Below are 15,609 nucleotides of genomic sequence, written 5' to 3'. Positions count from 1 at the left end.
CAACCTCGAGGTTATTGCCGTGTCCTGGTGCTGGATGGGCTCGCAGCGGTCACGGCGTTCGTTCCGGACCTGGCGATACGGTCATGGAATCTGCCTATTGAACAGCTGGCCCGGCGGAGCTTCACTGGATGTGAGCGGAGGAAATACGCGAGTGACGAGCCAGCAAACAATCGAATACCCCTCGAATCCTGACCGAGCCCGAATGCGGTGACTCGAAGCCTTCGGACCGACGGCCATGGACCCCCTCCGAGGAAGGTAAGGAATCATGGCAGAAGAAAAGCGAGAACAGCGACTGGTTCACCGGATCGACCAGCTGTACGCGACCGACCCCCAATTTCGGGCCGCAGCACCACGATCGGAGGTCATCGACGCCGCACAGAAGCCTGGACTGCGGTTGTGGGAAGTGGTGCAGGAGTACCTGAACGGTTACGCCGACCGACCGGCGTTGGGGCAGCGAGCGCGTGAGGTGCGGCTGGACGAGGCCACCGGGCGTCGGACCACGACGTTGCTGCCGGGCTTCGACACCATCACCTACGGCGAACTGCGTGACCGTGTCACTGCGTTGGCCAACTCGTGGCGGTCCAGCGGTTTCGAAGCCGGTGACTTCGTTGCCGTCCTGGGCTTCACCAGCCTCGACTACGCGCTGATCGACCTGGCGTGTATTCGCCTGGGCGCCGTATTCGTCCCGTTGCAGACCAGCGCGACGGCCACCCAGCTGGCGCCTATCGTCGCCGAGACGCAGCCGCGGATCTTCGCGGTCAGCATCGAAGCGGTGGACATCGCGATCGACCTGGTGCTCGGCGCGCCTTCGGTCGAGCGGCTGGTGGTGTTCGACTACCTCGGCGATGACGATGTGCAGCGCGAGCGTTTCGAGTCGGCCACCGCGCGCCTGGCCGACGCGGGTCGCGCACTGGAAGTCGTACCGCTGCTGCGGGAGTTGGATGTCGGGCGCGGACTACCGGAGGCCCCGGCGTTCGTCCCCGCGGCGGGCCAGGATCCGCTGGCCACCCTGATCTACACCTCGGGCAGCACCGGCGCGCCGAAAGGGGCGATGTACACCACCGACCTGGTTGCGCGACTGTGGGTGCGCGCGCACAGTCCCGCGCTCGACATCGGTATCGAGATCCCGGCGATTCACCTGCAGTACATGCCGCTGAGTCACGTGTACGGGCTGGCGTGGCTGATCAGCACACTGTCCTGCGGGGGTATCGGATACTTTGCCGCCAGGAGCGACATGTCCACCCTGTTCGAGGACATCGGACTGGTACGTCCCACCGCGTTGAACCTCGTTCCGCGAGTGTGCGACATGATCTTTCGGCGTTACCGCAGGGAGCTGGACGAGTCCCCGGCCGACGGGCGCAGCCCCGACGTCCTCGACGACGCGGTGAAATCCGCACTGCGGCAAGACTTTCTCGGTGGGCGCGTGGTGTCGGCGATGTGTGGCAGCGCACCGTTGTCCAAGCAGATGCACGAGTTCATGGAGTCGTTTCTGGATTGTCCGGTCAGCGACGGCTACGGGTCGACCGAGAACGGCGGCGGAATCATGCGCAACGGGGAGATTCTGCGTCCGCCGGTGACCGATTACAAACTCGTCGACGTTCCCGATCTCGGATACTTCACCGCCGACGAGCCGCATCCGCGCGGCGAGTTGTATATGAAATCGACCAGCCTGATTCCCGGCTATTACAAGCATCCCGAGTTGACGGCGAAGATTTTCGACGAGGACGGCTTCTACAAGACCGGCGACATCATGGCCGAGATCGCGCCCGATCACCTGGTCTATCTCGACCGCAGCAACAACGTGATCAAACTGTCGCAGGGTGAGTTCGTCGCGGTGTCCAAGCTCGAAGCCGACTACGCCGCGAGCCCGTACATCCGGCAGATATTCGTCTACGGCAGCAGCGAACAGTCGTTCCTGCTGGCGGTGGTCGTGCCCAACCGCGACGCGATCGGCGACGGCGACGCGCGTGCGCTGATCGCCGAATCGGTGCAGCAGATCGCGGCCGAGAATCACCTGAACGGCTATGAGGTCCCGCGCGCGTACCTGTTGGAGTCCGAGCCGTTCAGCCGCGAGAACGGCTTGCTATCGGGGATCGGCAAGCTGTTGCGCCCGGCGCTGAAGGCGCGCTACGGCGAACAGTTGTCCGCGATGTACGCCGATATCGCTGCGGGACAGGAGGATCGGATCGATCAGCTGCGCGCCGCCGCCCGGGAACTCCCGACGATCGAGACCGTCCGGCGCGCGGCCATCGTGACGCTCGGCTCGCAGGCCACCGAGGCAGGGATGCCGGACGACGCCGAATTCGTCGAGCTCGGCGGCGATTCGCTCTCGGCCTTCTCCTTCGGCTCGCTGCTCGAGCAGATCTATCACATCGACGTGCCGGTGCAGACGATCGTCGGTCCCACGGCGACACTGGCCACCATCGCCGATTACATCGATGGCGAGCGCACGTCGGCCTCGACCCGGCCGACGTTCGCCTCGGTGCACGGTCGTGGCGCCGACGTCGCGTACGCAGCCGATCTGACGCTGGACAAATTCATCGATGCGGATACCTTGAAGTCCGCGCGCACGCTCCCGGAGCCGACCGATACCGTTACCACCGTCCTGCTGACCGGCGCGAATGGATATCTGGGCCGATTCTTGTGCCTGGAATGGCTCGAACGGCTGGCGCCGATCGGCGGGACGCTGATCTGCCTGGCTCGCGGCGCCGACCCGATCGCGGCGCGCCAGCGTATCGAGGCCGCGATCGACAGCGGTGACGCCGAGTTGTCCACTCGCTTCCGCGCTCTGGCTGACAAGCATCTCGAGGTGCTCGTCGGTGACGTGGGTGCGGCCGATCTCGGCCTCGACACCCCCACCTGGAATCGCCTGGCCGAGTCGGTGGACCTGATCGTGCACGCGGCCGCGATGGTCAATCACGTACTGCCGTACAGCCAGCTGTTCGGCCCGAACGTGGTGGGCACGGCCGAGATCATCAAGTTGGCAATCACCGAGCGGCTCAAGCCGATCGACTACATTTCCACGGTCGCGGTGACCGCACTGCCCGACGGCGGTTTCATCGGCGAAGACGTGGATGTGCGCGCGGCGAGTCCGTCCCGTTCGCTGGACACCTCGTACGCGAGCGGCTACGCGACCAGCAAATGGGCCGGTGAGGTGCTGTTGCGCGAGGCGCGCGATCTGTGCGGGCTGCCGGTGGCGGTGTTCCGATCGGACATGATCTTGGCGCACAGCCGCTATGCCGGTCAGGTCAACGTGACCGATATGTTCACCCGCCTGGTGCTGAGTCTGGTGGCGACCCGGATCGCGCCGCGGTCCTTCTATCAGCTCGACTCGGTCGGCAACCCGCAGCGCGCGCATTACGACGGGCTACCAGCAGATTTCACCGCTGATGCGATCACCACCCTGGGCGGGTACGTCACCGACGAATACCGCACGTACAACGTGCTCAACACCTACAACGACGGTATTTCCCTGGACACGTTCGTCGATTGGCTCATCGCGGCGGGCAACGAGATCGACCGGATCGACAATTACGACGAATGGCTGACCAGGTTCGAGGCGGCGCTGAAGGAACTGCCCGAAGATCAGCGCAAGAATTCGGTCCTACCGCTGCTGAGCGCCTACGCCCGCCCCGCGCCGCCGATGCCGGAAACTCCCATGTCCGCGGAAAAGTTCAGCACCGCAGTGCATTCCGCGATCGGCGGCACCAAGGATGTGCCGCACCTGACCGAACCGTTGATCGACAAGTACGTGACCGATCTACAGCAGTTGGGTCTGCTCGAGTCCGCCTCGGGAGCCGGGGTGGGCTGAGTCCTCCCTGTCGACCACTTCGGCCGTCTCGCCGGCGCAGTCGACTGCGCCCGACGGCCAGGTCGTGCGTGCCCGACGTGGCCGGACTGGCCGAAACATTGTGATTGTGGTCATACCATTCTATTGTTGAGGCCGTAATTTCTCGAGCCTGGGCGCGTTACCCCAGGTCAGTAGAGGGAGCCACGTCATGGCATTCGCAACGGTTTCCGACAGGTACACGACGGAGCAGATCGGCGAGTTCTACGCCACCGGGCAATGGGCCCGGGACACCTTCTTCGACTATCTGGAGCGACAGGCCGCGCAGCAGCCCGACCGGGTCTTCCTCAGCGACGACACCTCCGACGGGCTCACCTTCGCGCAACTGCGCGACCGCGCCCTGCAGCTGGCGGTCGGGTTGCGGCGGCGCGGAATCGGTGTGGGCGAACGGGTTTCGGTGCAGATACCGAACTGGGCGGAGTTCGCCGTCATCGCGGTCGCGCTCTCGCGGATCGGGGCGGTCCTGGTGCCGATCATGCCCATCTACCGCGCCGACGAGGTCGGCTACATCCTGCGCAACGCGGGTGTGCGAATAGCATTCGCGCCCACGGTGTTCCGGAAGTTCGACTACGCCGCGATGTACCGGGAGCTGCTCGATTCGGTGGATTCCCTGGACGGCGTCGCCATCGTCCGTGCCGGGCAAACTCCGATTGCCGAGCCGACGACCACGTTCGAGTCGTTGTTCGTCGATATCGACCCGGCCGCGGCCGCGGCCGAACTGGGCCCCGCCGTCGGCCCGGACGAGCCGTTCGCCGTGGTCTACAGCAGCGGGACGACCTCCCGGCCCAAGGGATGCATCCACACGTTCAACACCCTCGCGTGCGGATCGCGTTTGCTGGCAAAGGGTTTCGGCTATTCCTCGGCGGACGTCCAGTTCGGGCCGTCGCCGATCACTCATACCACCGGGCTGGTCACCAGCATCATCCTGCCGTTGATCCACGGCGCGGCCTCACACGTCATGGAGGTGTGGGACCCGGTCCGGGGGATCGCGGAAATCGAGGAACACGGTTGCACGGCGGCAGTCACCGCGACGACGTTCCTGCAGATGGTGATGGACGTCTACGACCCTGCGGTGCACGACATCGGCAGCCTGCGGCTGTGGGGCTCGTCCGGGTCGCCGATTCCGGGGAGCTTCGTGGAGCAGGCGGGCCGGTTGTTCCCGCAGTTGCGGGTGCTGAGCCTGTACGGTCGCACCGAGAACGTCACCACCACCATGTGTACCATCCACGACGACCCCCGGCGGTCGGTCACCTCCGACGGACGCGTACTGCCGATGCAGTCCGTGCGCATCGTCGACGAGGCGGGCCAGGAGGTGCCGCGCGGCGAAGAGGGTGACATCGCCTACCGCGGCGCCATGCACATGCTCGCCTACCTGGACAACCCCGTCGAGACGGCCGCGCTGTTCACCCGCGACGGCTACTCGCGCTCGGGCGATCTCGGGCATATGGACGCCGACGGATTCGTGCGAGTGACCGGCCGCACCAAGGACATCGTCATCCGCGGTGGCCTCAATATCAGTGTCCGCCAGGTCGAAGACCTGCTCACCGCACATCCCGCGGTCCGCGACGTCGCCGCGGTCGGCATGCCCGACGTGCGCCTGGGCGAGACGGTCTGCTGCTATCTGGTCCCCGCGCCCGGACATGAGCGAATCACGCTGTCCGACATCAAGTCCTATCTACTCGGCGAAGGACTGGCCATCCAGAAGGTCCCCGAGCGTCTGGAGATCGTGGACGCCCTGCCCACCACCGCCACCGGCAAGGTCCAGAAGCACGTGCTGCGCGCGCGAATCGCCGAGCAGATCGCGCGCGAGAAGGCTCAGCCGAAGGCGGGCTGAGGTCCCGAACCACTCCCCGAAAGGGGTGGGGAATCCACCCCTCCGGGCAGTGGTATAGGACCAATGATTAGGCCATTCTTGTGTGATCTGGCGCACTCGCTGTGCTTCCCGGCTACTGAGGCGGGCGGCGGTGCGGCAGGTCCTCGAAAGGAGAGGATGGCTGTGCAGAGCAAGCTTCTTCCCGCACTGACGGCGCTGGTCATCTGTGGTTCGGTGGCGGCGTGCGGCACTCCGGGCAGTGGTGGCGCCGGCGGTTCGGACGCGATCAAGGTCGCGGTGATTCCGCCGTCGAGCGGGGCGCTGGCGCAATTCGGCTCCGATGCCGCCGAGGCGTGGAAATTCGCCGTCGACGAGGTGAACGCGGCGGGCGGGATCAACGGCAAGAAGGTGCAGATGATCCGCGCCGATACCGATGCCACCGCCGCGACCACCCTGCGCGCCGCGCGCTCCGCGGTCACCCAGGACGGCGCGAAATTCATCGGGGGAGTGATGACCTCCACCGAGAACGGCGCGCTGAACGCGCAGCTGAAGGGCCTGAACGTGCTGTCGTTCAACAGCCTCGGCAAGGACGACTCGCTGACCGGAAAAGACTGCAATGCCAACGCTTTTCGCGCGGTGCAGTCGACGACGATGGATATGAACGCGCTGGCCGCCACCCTGGCGCAGCTGCCCGGCGACCGCTGGGCCGTGCAGGCCGTGGACTACTCCACCGGTCACACCTCGGCGGACATCTTCCGCGAGGCCGCGCGCAAGGCCGGCAAACAGGTCGTGCTCGAGCAGTTCGCGCCGCTGAACACCACCGAGTTCGGCACCTACATCTCCAAACTGGTCGCCAGCAATGCCGACGCCCTGTTCGCGGTCGAATACGGCGCCGACGGAATCGCTTTCGTGAACCAGGCCGAGCAGTTCAAGCTCAACGAGCGGTTCAAGACGGTCCTGGGCTTCAACATGGTCTCCGAACCGCTGTTTCCCGCGCTGGGCGACAAGATCGCCGGGTTCTACAACAACCTCGGGTACGACGTGAACTCGACCGATCCGAAGAACACCGCGTTCGTCCGGGAATGGGCGGACAAGCACGCCGGAGCCAAGCCGTACTACGTCGAAGCCGACAGTTACCTGGCCGCGCAGATGCTGTTCGAGGGAATCCGGAAGGCGGGCACCGATGATCCGGCCGCGGTCCGAAAAGCGTTGCAGGATCTGTCCTTCGACAGCATCGTCGGGCCGGTCACGGTGCGCGGCGGTGACCATCAGCTGATCCGCCCGTCCTATGTCGGCAAGGTCGTCGACAGCGGAGGTCACCTGGCTTTCGAGAAGGTCGCCGAGGCGCCCGGCGCCGCGATCACTCCGCCGGTGAGCCCGGAGTGCAAGCTGTGAGCGCCCGCCACCGCCGAACACCGGAGCGGAGGCCGTCATGAGTCTCGCGCAGGTGTTGAACGGGATCGCGCTCGGCGCGCTACTGATGATCCTGAGTTCGGGCCTCGCCATGATCTTCGGGCTGCGCGGGGTCACCAACTTCTCGCACGGCTCGCTCTACATGGCAGGCGCCTATGTCGCTTACAGTGCGGCCCAGCACGTGAACTTCTGGGCGGCACTGATTCTCGCGCCGGTCGTGCTGGCCGTCCTGGGTGTGGTGCTGGAGCTGGCCTTCTTCCGGCGGCTGCAGAACAGGTCGCACATCGAGACCGGATTGGTCACCTTCGGCCTGGCCATGGTGCTGGAACGGGTGATCGTATTGATCTGGGGTGAGCGCACGTTGTCGGTGCAGGCGCCGGCGCTGCTGTCGGGCACGACCTCGATCGCCGGGTTCGAGTATCCGAGCTATCGGTTGTTCATCATCGTGGTCGCACTGGTGCTGGCCGTCGGTTTGGTGCTGTGGATCCGGTCGAGTCGCACCGGTCTGCACATCCGCGCCGCGAGCCAGGACGTGCAGACCGCGGGCATCCTCGGCATCAATGTCGACCGGGTCAGCCTCATCGTGGTGTGCCTCGGATGCGCACTGGCCGGACTGTCCGGAGCCCTTGCGGCGCCGTACTTCTCGGTCTACCCGGAAATGGGCGTCAATATCCTGATCACGGTGCTCATCGTCGTGGTCGTCGGCGGGGCCGGCAGTATCGGCGGCGCGATGGTCGCCGGGATGGGACTGGGCATCGTCCAGACCCTCGGCTCGGTCTGGAATCCGAGCCTGTCGGTTCTGGTTCCCTATATCGCGCTGGCGGTCGTGCTGCTGTGGCGGCCGGCCGGGCTGGCCGGAAAGCGAGTCCGCGCATGAACGCCACCATCGTGGCCAAGAAAGAGCCGAAGACGCTGCGCGGCAACAGAATCGGCGGAGTGCTGGTCCGCAACCGGATACCGCGCGGCGCCCTCGTCGCCGTGGTCGTGCTCGCCGCCGGGCTGGCCGTGCCGTATATCGTGCTCGACCGCTACTACATCACCCTGCTGTTCGACGGGCTGATCCTGTCGATGCTCGCACTGTCGATCGGGTTCCTGGCCCGGCATCTCGGCTTGATCAGCCTGGGGCACGTCGCCTTCTTCGGCGGTGCCGCCTACGGTTACGCTATCGCGATCACCCGGTGGCAGTTCACCCCGCTCGCCGCCGCCGGATTCGGGCTGCTGGTGGGTACCGTGCTCGCAATAGTGATGGGGGCGTTGGTGGTTCGAGCCACCGGTATGGGTTTCCTGATGCTGACCCTGGCCTTCGGGCAGGCTCTGTACGCGCTGTGCATCCAACGTTTCGCCATCCCCTACACCGGTGCGTTCGACGGCCTGCAGGCGCCGTTCCCGCCCGGGACGAGTTTCCTGGGCCTGAGCCGTTCCGACGTGATGAACGCGGGCTTGTTCTGGCCGGTGGCGTGGATCGTGTTGGTACTGGTCGTTTTCGGCATGTGGGTGGTGGGCCGCACCTCCTTCGGGACGCTGCTCGAAGGAATCCGGGAGAACGAGGAACGGATGCGTTTCTCCGGATTCGACACCTACCGGCCGCGGCTGATCGCCTTCGTGGCATCGGGTTTCGTCGCGGCACTGGCCGGGGTGCTGTTCGCGATCAACGCCGCCTACGTCTCGCCGGAAGTGCTCGGTTTCCTCGAAGCGGGCGATTCGCTGACCGCGACGATCGTGGGCGGTGCGAGCACGCTCGGCGGGCCCGTGCTCGGTGGATTCCTCTACGTCTGGGCGCAGGCGACGTTCAACAGCTCCGGCAATCTGCACCTCTACATCGGCATCGCGCTGATCCTGGTGCTGATGTTCCTGCCCGGCGGCATCGTCGGCAGTGCACAGCGGCTGTGGGGGCGAATGCGCTCGCGCCGGAAGGAGAACGAGAAATGACGTTGTTCGAAGGACGCGGCGTGAGCGTCCGCTACGGTGCGGTCGAGGCGCTGACCGAGGTGGACATCGAGCTGGAACCCGGTGTCGTGCACGGTGTCATCGGGCCCAACGGTGCGGGCAAGTCGACCTTCATCGACGCGCTGTCCGGGCGCACCAAGGTCTCGGGCGGGCAGGTGTGGTTCCAGGGTGCCGACATCACTGCGCGGTCGCCCGGCTGGCGGCGGCATCGCGGTGTCGCCCGGTCGTTCCAGCGCACCAGCGTGTTCCCGTCGATGACCGTGCGCGCGCAACTCGAGATGGTTGCCCGGCGGCAGGGCGAATCGGATCTGGACGGGGTGATCGAGGCGCTGGGCCTCGGCCTGGTGCTGGATACGGTCTGCGGCGAAATCGCTTACGGCACTCAGCGTTCGGTGGATCTGGCGCTGGCGCTGATCGGTGATCCGAAGGTGGTGCTGCTGGACGAGCCGTGCGCGGGCCTGGTGGCCGACGAATCGGTGCGGATGCTGGCACACCTGCGGGAGCTGTGTCAGCAGCGCGGGGTCGCCGCACTGCTGGTGGAGCACGACGTCGACGGTGTCTTCCGCACCTGCGACCGGATCACGGTGCTGAATCTCGGGCAGGTGCTCGCCTCGGGCGCGCCCGCCGACGTCCGCGCGGACCCGGCCGTGGTCCGCGCCTACCTGGGGAGCGCGGCATGAGCACGCTACTGGAATTCAACGGTGTCGGAGCGTCCTATCAGGGTGCGGTGGTGCTGCGGGAGGTGTCCTTCGCGATCGAGGAGGGTGAGACGGTCGGCCTGGTCGGGCGCAACGGAGCGGGGAAAACCACTGCGCTGCTGTCGATCTTCGGTGTGCCCACGGTGACCGGACAGATCTGCATCGACGGCAGGCCGATCGGCCGTCGCGCCTACGACCCGGCCGCGCGCGGGGTCAGCCTGGTGCCGCAGGGAAAACGGATCTTCGGCAACCTGACCGTGGAGGAGAACATCCGCCTCGGCCGGGCCTCGCGCCGCACGGGGCAGTGGACGGTGGAGAAGGTCTTCGAGCTGTTCCCCAATCTGGAACGCGGCCGCAACCGGCCCGGCACCGCCCTCAGCGGCGGCGAGCAGCAGATGCTGGCCATCGCCAGGGCGCTGCTGGCCGAACCGCGGCTACTGATGCTCGACGAGCCGACCGAGGGCCTCGCCCCGGTGGTCATCGACGAGCTGACCGAGGCGTTGCGCAGAATCCGCGCCGCAGGCACGGCCCTGCTGCTGGTGGAACAACATATCGGCATGATCAAGAAGACGGCCGAGCGTTTCATCGCCCTGCGCAAGGGCGAGTTGGTGGGCGGCGGCGCCGTGGCGGACCTGGACAAGCGTGAGGTTCAGGAGCTGATCGCACTCTGACCGCGCGGCGCGCCGATGGTCAGCCGCAGGTACAGAGTGGCGGCCTCGGCGCGGTTCTCCACCCGCAGCTTGCGCAGAATGCCCTTCACATGGAACTTCACCGTCTCCCCGGTGATCACCAAGGTGTCGGCGATGCGGGCGTTGGTGGCGCCGGTGGCCAGCAGTGCCAGCACCTCGCGCTCCCGGGCGGTCAGCGACGAAAGTTCGTCGTGCTCGGGGCGCGAGGCCGGTGCATCTGCCGAAATACTGTCGGACACAATGGAATCCAGCTCGATATCGGCTTCGCCGTACTCGTCGAGCAGGGTCTGCGTGGCGCGCATCGAGTCCCGGAGCCGGTCGCGCTGGCCCGCGAGCCGTTCCACCAGTGCGATGTGTTCGAAGAGTCGATCGAACCGGCCCACGAAGGAGGTGAGCACATCGCGGTCGGCGGCGACGACGTCGCGGTCGGCGCGATCGGCATGCAGAAACCCGATCACCCGAGTGCCCGCGGTGAGCGGCACAGCGACGTAGGTGGTCAATCCCGCGGCGGCCATCAGCTCGTGCGGGACCCCCGCGAGCGGGTCGGCGGCGTTGATCAGTGCCGCGCGACCCCGGCGCGCGATATCGGCTTCGGGCATGAGATGTCGGAGCCGGATCTGCGGCGCGGTCCGCAGCCACATCCGGAACCGCTCCTCGGTGTCGCGGGCGACACGGGCGTACGAGCGCCAGGGCTGCCAGGTCGAGCGATCCACCCGCGAGAGCAGTACACGGTCGAATTCGCAGTAGTCGGCCACGACCGGGCAGACCCGCTCGAGCAGGCCCGCGGTGGTCCGTTCCCGGTGCAGCACGGCGATGGCGGCGTCGAGCTGTTCGATGCGCCGCAATCGCTCGCCGAGGACGTGGCCGCGGATCTCGTATCGGATATCGGAGATCTGGGCCAGTCCGCGACCGATCGCCAGCAGGCGCTGCCCGTCCGGCACGGTGTCCGGTCCGGTGAAGTATTCCCGGAGGCGATGCTGCGTGGCGGCGAGTTCGGCATCGATGGATTCCAGGTCCGGCACGGGGCCCGGCGTCAGGAGTCCGGGATCCCCGAGCGCCTCCCATGCCGAGCGCAGCGCGGAGACCGCTTTCCAGTACAGCTCGACATGTTTCGCCCCGCCGTGGACCGGAGTGTCGCGCCCGTTCACGCGGACGGTCGACCACGCCGCGCGCCGAAGTCGAACATGGTGCTCGCAATTCGGCGCAATTGGAGTTCGTCGGTGCCCTCGGTGATCCGGTAGCGGCGGTGGTGCCGGTACAGGTGCTCGAACTGCTTGTGGCGGGTGTAGCCGACGCCGCCGTGGATCTGGATGGCGCGGTCCGCGGCCCGGCAGGCCAGTTGGTTGGCCCGCATGTTGACCATCGCCACCTTGTCGGTGACGGCCGTCTTGCCCAGCTCGTCCATCATCGCCGCGGTTTTGTACAGCGTGTTGCGGATCAGCTCGGCGTCGGTCTGCAACTCCACCAACTGCCACTGCACGCCCTGGTGCTCGTGCAGCGACTTGCCGAAAACCACGCGCTCCTGGGCATATTCGACACTGCGGTCGATGCAGTACTGCGCCGCGCCGAGCGACGATGCGGCCTGGCGGATGCGGTTCTCGTGCACGAACAGCTGCGCGCAGTCCAGGCCACGACCCAGTTCGCCCAGCACCGCGGTGCCCGGCACCCGGACATCATCGAGCTGGACTTCCGAATGGTCACTGGGCATGTTGAACGTCCAGTGGTTGAACGGAATCGAGAATCCCGGCGCGTCGGTGGGCACCAGGAAGGCGGTGATACCGTCCGCCTTGCCGGTGGTGCCCGAGGTCCGGGCGAACACGACGTCGACTGCGGAGCAGTCGACCAGACTGTTGAAACGCTTGGTGCCGTTGATGATCCAGTCGTCGCCGTCGCGGCGGGCGGTGGTCTCGAGGTAGGTGGCCGCGCTGCCGTGGCCGGGTTCGGTGAGCCCGAAGGCGATTTCGATATCGCCGCGGATGAGCGGTTCGAGATACTGCTCGCGCTGCTCGTCGGTGCCGTACTCGTGCAGGACCAGCGCCAGCGGGAGATTGGCGATCACCGACGCCTCGTCGGCGTGCGGGAAGTGCGCGCCTGAACCGCGGGTCAGCAGATGTTCGCGGATGACCGCCATCGCCAGGTTGGAGCCGTCCTGGCCACCGAGCGCCTTGGGCAGCGGGAAACGGAAGAAGCCCGCCGCGTCCGCGCGCCGACGGATCTCCAGCAGCAACTCGCGCCACTGCTGCTTGGGGAAGCCGTCGCGCTCCCAATCGGTGCGCGCGTATTCCCGGCGATGGTCGAAGTACTGCGGGTACTCGGTCTCGAGCGGAGTGATGCCCCGGTCGATGAACGCGTCGAGATCGACGACGAAGCGCTGGACGTCATCGGGGATGGACCAATCCATGAGCGGATTTCCTCTCGGGTCGTTGCTGTCGACCGGAAGGTAGGGCCGCAGACCGGTCCGGGCCCATCGGCCGCCGCGGCGGCACTGTCGATTGCTCCAGTGGCGGTCCGGCATCGGCGTGACGCCCGGTGTGCGGCATGGTTGCCTGCGCTCATGCTGACGTTGAACGGTATCGATGAACTGGTCGCGCGGGTGGGCTCCGAGCTCGGCACCAGCGAGTGGCACGAGATCACCCAGGAGCGGATCACCGCGTTCGCCCACGCCACCGACGATTTCGAGGACATCCACCTCGACCCGGAGCGTGGGCGTCGGGCCGGGCTCGGCGGAACCATCGCGCACGGTCTGTACACACTGTCGCTGGGACCGAAGTTCCTCTACGAGCTCTACGAGCTGACCGGGCATTCCCTGGGCTTGAACTACGGTTTCGAGAAGGTGCGGTTCCTCAGTCCGGTCAAGACCGGTGCGCGAGTGCGGATGATCGCGACGCTCGTCGAGGCCCGGCCGATCGAGGGCGGGATGCGGTGCACGATCCGCGAGACGTTCGAGATCGAGGGCGAGTCCACACCGGCGTGCGTCGCTGACTCGATCGTCGCGTATTTCCACTGACCGAGTCACGAAATAATTTGCGGCACTGGGTAATCCAGCGGCTTGTCGTCCGGTCTCCGGTGCGCCGAGGTGCGGATCGAAGGGGGCCGAGGCGGTGATCACCACCCCGGCCCTGTGATGATCGGTGTCGGACGGGCCTCGAGCCACCGTCGCTCGCCGGAGCGCTCGGGTCGTCACTGCCGCGCGGGCAGTGATTGTTGTTCGGCCCCCGCCAGGATGTCCCGGCCGCGTGCGATTACCTCGGCCAGGCTGCTCGCTGCCACCTCGAGTGTGGGGTCGGGATCGGGCCGTCTGCGGTTGCGCTTGATCAGCACCGCGAGCGTGGAGGCGGTCTTGTAGAGGCAGTAGGCAAGGAACCAGTCGATGTCGGGCATCGGGGCCGCGCGGATTTCCCGATAGGCGGCCAGCAAGACCTCGGCACTCGGCATGCCTTGTCCCGCAACGATATCGGCGTCCGGGCGGGTGATGCGGAACCGGTGCACCGGGTCGGTGTGCATGAGCAGCCACGCCAGATCGGCGCGCGGATCGCCGATCGACCAGATCTCCCAATCGATGATCGCGGTCAGTGCATCCCCTGCGAACAGCATGTTGGCGAGCCGGTAGTCGCCGTGCACCAGCGTCGGCGGCACGGGCCGTGGCATCCGACGCACCAGTGCGGCGTGCAGATCCGCGTGGCCGGGCGCGATGTCGTCCTCGACAGTGCCGAGCAGTCGCTGCCACCGATCCAACTCGTCCGCCAGCCGGACGGGCGTCTCGGTGTCGGCGACGAGCGCAGCCGGATCGATGTTCTGCATGTGGGCCAGTGCGCGGGCCGCGGCCACCGCGCGGATGCCGATCTCGGCCGCGGTCGGCGGACTCGCGGCGACGTCCAGCAGCGGTTCGTAGGACTGTCCCGGAACCAGCGTCATCGCAAACATCGGGGGAGTGTCGAGGTCGTCCGGATCGCCGGGATCCTCGAAGACGATCTCCGGCACCGGAACTCCCTCGGCCGCACTCAGAGCGCGCAGGATGCGCGCCTGCCGCAGGACGTCCCGATTGCGGACCGCTGTCAGGCCGGGCGGAGCCATCTTGACCACGATCGGCAGATCCGCATTGCTCGGCCGGTGCAGCAGTGCGCGGTAGGTCAGGCTCGATACCCCGCCGGGCAGCGGCTCCGGGTCCGAGACGTAGGCCCCGGGCCAGCGGCGTCCGGCTTCCGCACTCGCGCGGGCGGTCAGGGATCGCACATCGAAATCTGTCACGGCGTCACTGTCGATCAGCGCGGTCGGCGGGACAAGGACCTGCATCGGAGGCGGTGGAGGTATCCACAGTGCCGCCGGATCGTGCTGTTCCAGCACTCGCTGGGCACGTGGTACAGCTCGCCCATGACAGCGAACGAATCCTCCGGACATACTGTGGCCGAACGCTTCTCATTGGCCGGAAAGGTCGCGGTGGTCACCGGCGCGTCCTCGGGTCTGGGCGTGGCCCACGCGCTGGCGATGGCGCAGGCGGGCGCGGATGTGGTTATCGTGGCCCGCCGCGCCGAGGCTCTCGCGGCCACTGCCGAAGCGGTGCGCGCGCACAACCCGAATGTGCTCGCGGTCGCGGGTGACGTGACCCGGATCGAGGACTGCGATCGGGTGATCGCCGCCGCGCTCGAACGGTTCGGCCGGGTGGATGTACTGGTCAACAATGCCGGAACCGGCGGGGAGTACCACGAGGTGGCCGTCGATCCGCCTGAGCACTTCCGCGCGACGGTCGAGGTGAATCTGCACGGCACCTACTGGATGACCCAGGCCGCGGTACGGGAGATGCCGGCCGGTGGTTCGATCGTGAACATCTCCAGCGTGATGGCGCTGACCACCGCCAAGATGCCCGCGGCCGCCTACAGCGCCAGTAAATCCGCCGTGCTGGGCATGACCAGAGATCTCGCAGCGCAATTGGGCCCCAAGGGAATTCGGGTGAACGCCATCCTGCCGGGCGTCTTCCCCTCCGAGGCCACGGCGCACTACAGCGAGAACTACAAGCGCAAGATCATCGCCGCGCGCATCCCGATCGGCCGCATCGGCGACCCGGAAGACGTTGCCGCGGTGGCGGTTTTCCTGGCCAGCGATGCCGCCGCTTACGTCACCGGGGTGAGCTTGCCGGTCGACGGCGGAGTACTGGTGAACTAACGAGTACAGCCCACAATGCCTTGGTGCGTGGGTGCTCGCAGC

12 protein-coding genes are annotated in these 15,609 nt (G+C 66.7%); 9 read left to right on the top strand and 3 right to left on the bottom strand.

Annotation, left to right across the window (positions count from 1 at the left end; genetic code table 11):
* Positions 1-265: 265 nt before the first annotated feature.
* From car to ON40_RS38265, 7 genes are all read left to right on the top strand, one after another.
* On the top strand, positions 266-3,811 hold the full coding sequence (gene car / locus ON40_RS38295; RefSeq protein WP_040830302.1) for a carboxylic acid reductase: 3,546 nt from the start codon (positions 266-268) through the stop codon (positions 3,809-3,811).
* Between the two features lie 187 nt (positions 3,812-3,998).
* Positions 3,999-5,681 carry an AMP-binding protein gene (locus ON40_RS38290; protein ID WP_040830301.1) on the top strand — a complete coding sequence of 561 codons (1,683 nt, stop codon included), beginning with the start codon at positions 3,999-4,001 and terminating at the stop codon, positions 5,679-5,681.
* 156 nt (positions 5,682-5,837) lie between these two features.
* Complete coding sequence (locus tag ON40_RS38285) at positions 5,838-7,055, top strand: ABC transporter substrate-binding protein (protein WP_040830299.1); 1,218 nt, start codon at positions 5,838-5,840, stop codon at positions 7,053-7,055.
* 37 nt (positions 7,056-7,092) lie between these two features.
* Positions 7,093-7,950: a branched-chain amino acid ABC transporter permease gene (locus ON40_RS38280; protein WP_040830298.1), complete on the top strand. Its 858-nt coding sequence runs from the start codon at positions 7,093-7,095 to the stop codon at positions 7,948-7,950.
* Positions 7,947-9,002 (top strand): branched-chain amino acid ABC transporter permease, encoded by a 1,056-nt coding sequence (locus tag ON40_RS38275; protein WP_040830297.1) that lies wholly within the window; start codon positions 7,947-7,949, stop codon positions 9,000-9,002. The genes ON40_RS38280 and ON40_RS38275 overlap by 4 nt, the downstream gene beginning before the upstream one ends.
* Positions 8,999-9,700, top strand: coding sequence for an ABC transporter ATP-binding protein (locus ON40_RS38270; RefSeq protein ID WP_040830296.1), 702 nt, complete (start codon positions 8,999-9,001; stop codon positions 9,698-9,700). The genes ON40_RS38275 and ON40_RS38270 overlap by 4 nt, the downstream gene beginning before the upstream one ends.
* Positions 9,697-10,389, top strand: a complete 693-nt coding sequence (locus ON40_RS38265) for an ABC transporter ATP-binding protein (RefSeq protein WP_040830295.1) — start codon at positions 9,697-9,699, stop codon at positions 10,387-10,389. The genes ON40_RS38270 and ON40_RS38265 overlap by 4 nt, the downstream gene beginning before the upstream one ends.
* On the opposite strand, the gene ON40_RS48795 is transcribed toward ON40_RS38265, so the two are convergent.
* Positions 10,368-11,555, bottom strand: coding sequence for a helix-turn-helix transcriptional regulator (locus tag ON40_RS48795; protein WP_051194213.1), 1,188 nt, complete (start codon positions 11,553-11,555; stop codon positions 10,368-10,370). The two genes, ON40_RS38265 and ON40_RS48795, sit on opposite strands and share 22 nt — an antisense overlap.
* Positions 11,552-12,808 (bottom strand): acyl-CoA dehydrogenase family protein, encoded by a 1,257-nt coding sequence (locus ON40_RS38255; protein ID WP_040830294.1) that lies wholly within the window; start codon positions 12,806-12,808, stop codon positions 11,552-11,554. Before ON40_RS38255 ends, ON40_RS48795 begins: the two co-directional genes overlap by 4 nt.
* Before the next feature lie 153 nt (positions 12,809-12,961).
* Here ON40_RS38255 and ON40_RS38250 point away from each other — a divergent pair, with 153 nt between their 5' ends.
* Entirely contained in the window at positions 12,962-13,414 is a 453-nt protein-coding gene (locus ON40_RS38250) for a MaoC family dehydratase (protein ID WP_040830293.1), read from the top strand.
* 173 nt (positions 13,415-13,587) lie between these two features.
* Here ON40_RS38250 and ON40_RS38245 read toward each other — a convergent pair whose 3' ends face one another.
* Positions 13,588-14,655, bottom strand: coding sequence for a phosphotransferase family protein (locus ON40_RS38245; RefSeq protein ID WP_040830330.1), 1,068 nt, complete (start codon positions 14,653-14,655; stop codon positions 13,588-13,590).
* A 123-nt stretch (positions 14,656-14,778) separates the two neighbouring features.
* Here ON40_RS38245 and ON40_RS38240 point away from each other — a divergent pair, with 123 nt between their 5' ends.
* Positions 14,779-15,567, top strand: coding sequence for an SDR family NAD(P)-dependent oxidoreductase (locus tag ON40_RS38240; protein WP_040830329.1), 789 nt, complete (start codon positions 14,779-14,781; stop codon positions 15,565-15,567).
* Positions 15,568-15,609 lie beyond the last annotated feature (42 nt).

It is taken from the genome of Nocardia jiangxiensis NBRC 101359 (genome assembly GCF_000308615.1).
GTDB classification, from domain to species: Bacteria; Actinomycetota; Actinomycetes; order Mycobacteriales; family Mycobacteriaceae; genus Nocardia; species Nocardia jiangxiensis.
The sequence above is the reverse complement of the archived record's forward strand: the minus strand, read 5'-3'. Positions and strand labels throughout refer to the sequence as shown.

Bases quoted from the DNA above. Each gene is read 5' to 3' on its own strand.
- car (WP_040830302.1), top strand. From the start codon at position 266: ATGGCAGAAGAAAAGCGAGAACAGCGACTGGTTCACCGGATCGACCAG.
- ON40_RS38290 (WP_040830301.1), top strand. From the start codon at position 3,999: ATGGCATTCGCAACGGTTTCCGACAGGTACACGACGGAGCAGATCGGC.
- ON40_RS38285 (WP_040830299.1), top strand. From the start codon at position 5,838: ATGGCTGTGCAGAGCAAGCTTCTTCCCGCACTGACGGCGCTGGTCATC.
- ON40_RS38280 (WP_040830298.1), top strand. From the start codon at position 7,093: ATGAGTCTCGCGCAGGTGTTGAACGGGATCGCGCTCGGCGCGCTACTG.
- ON40_RS38275 (WP_040830297.1), top strand. From the start codon at position 7,947: ATGAACGCCACCATCGTGGCCAAGAAAGAGCCGAAGACGCTGCGCGGC.
- ON40_RS38270 (WP_040830296.1), top strand. From the start codon at position 8,999: ATGACGTTGTTCGAAGGACGCGGCGTGAGCGTCCGCTACGGTGCGGTC.
- ON40_RS38265 (WP_040830295.1), top strand. From the start codon at position 9,697: ATGAGCACGCTACTGGAATTCAACGGTGTCGGAGCGTCCTATCAGGGT.
- ON40_RS38255 (WP_040830294.1), bottom strand. From the start codon at position 12,808: ATGGATTGGTCCATCCCCGATGACGTCCAGCGCTTCGTCGTCGATCTC.
- ON40_RS38250 (WP_040830293.1), top strand. From the start codon at position 12,962: ATGCTGACGTTGAACGGTATCGATGAACTGGTCGCGCGGGTGGGCTCC.
- ON40_RS38240 (WP_040830329.1), top strand. From the start codon at position 14,779: ATGACAGCGAACGAATCCTCCGGACATACTGTGGCCGAACGCTTCTCA.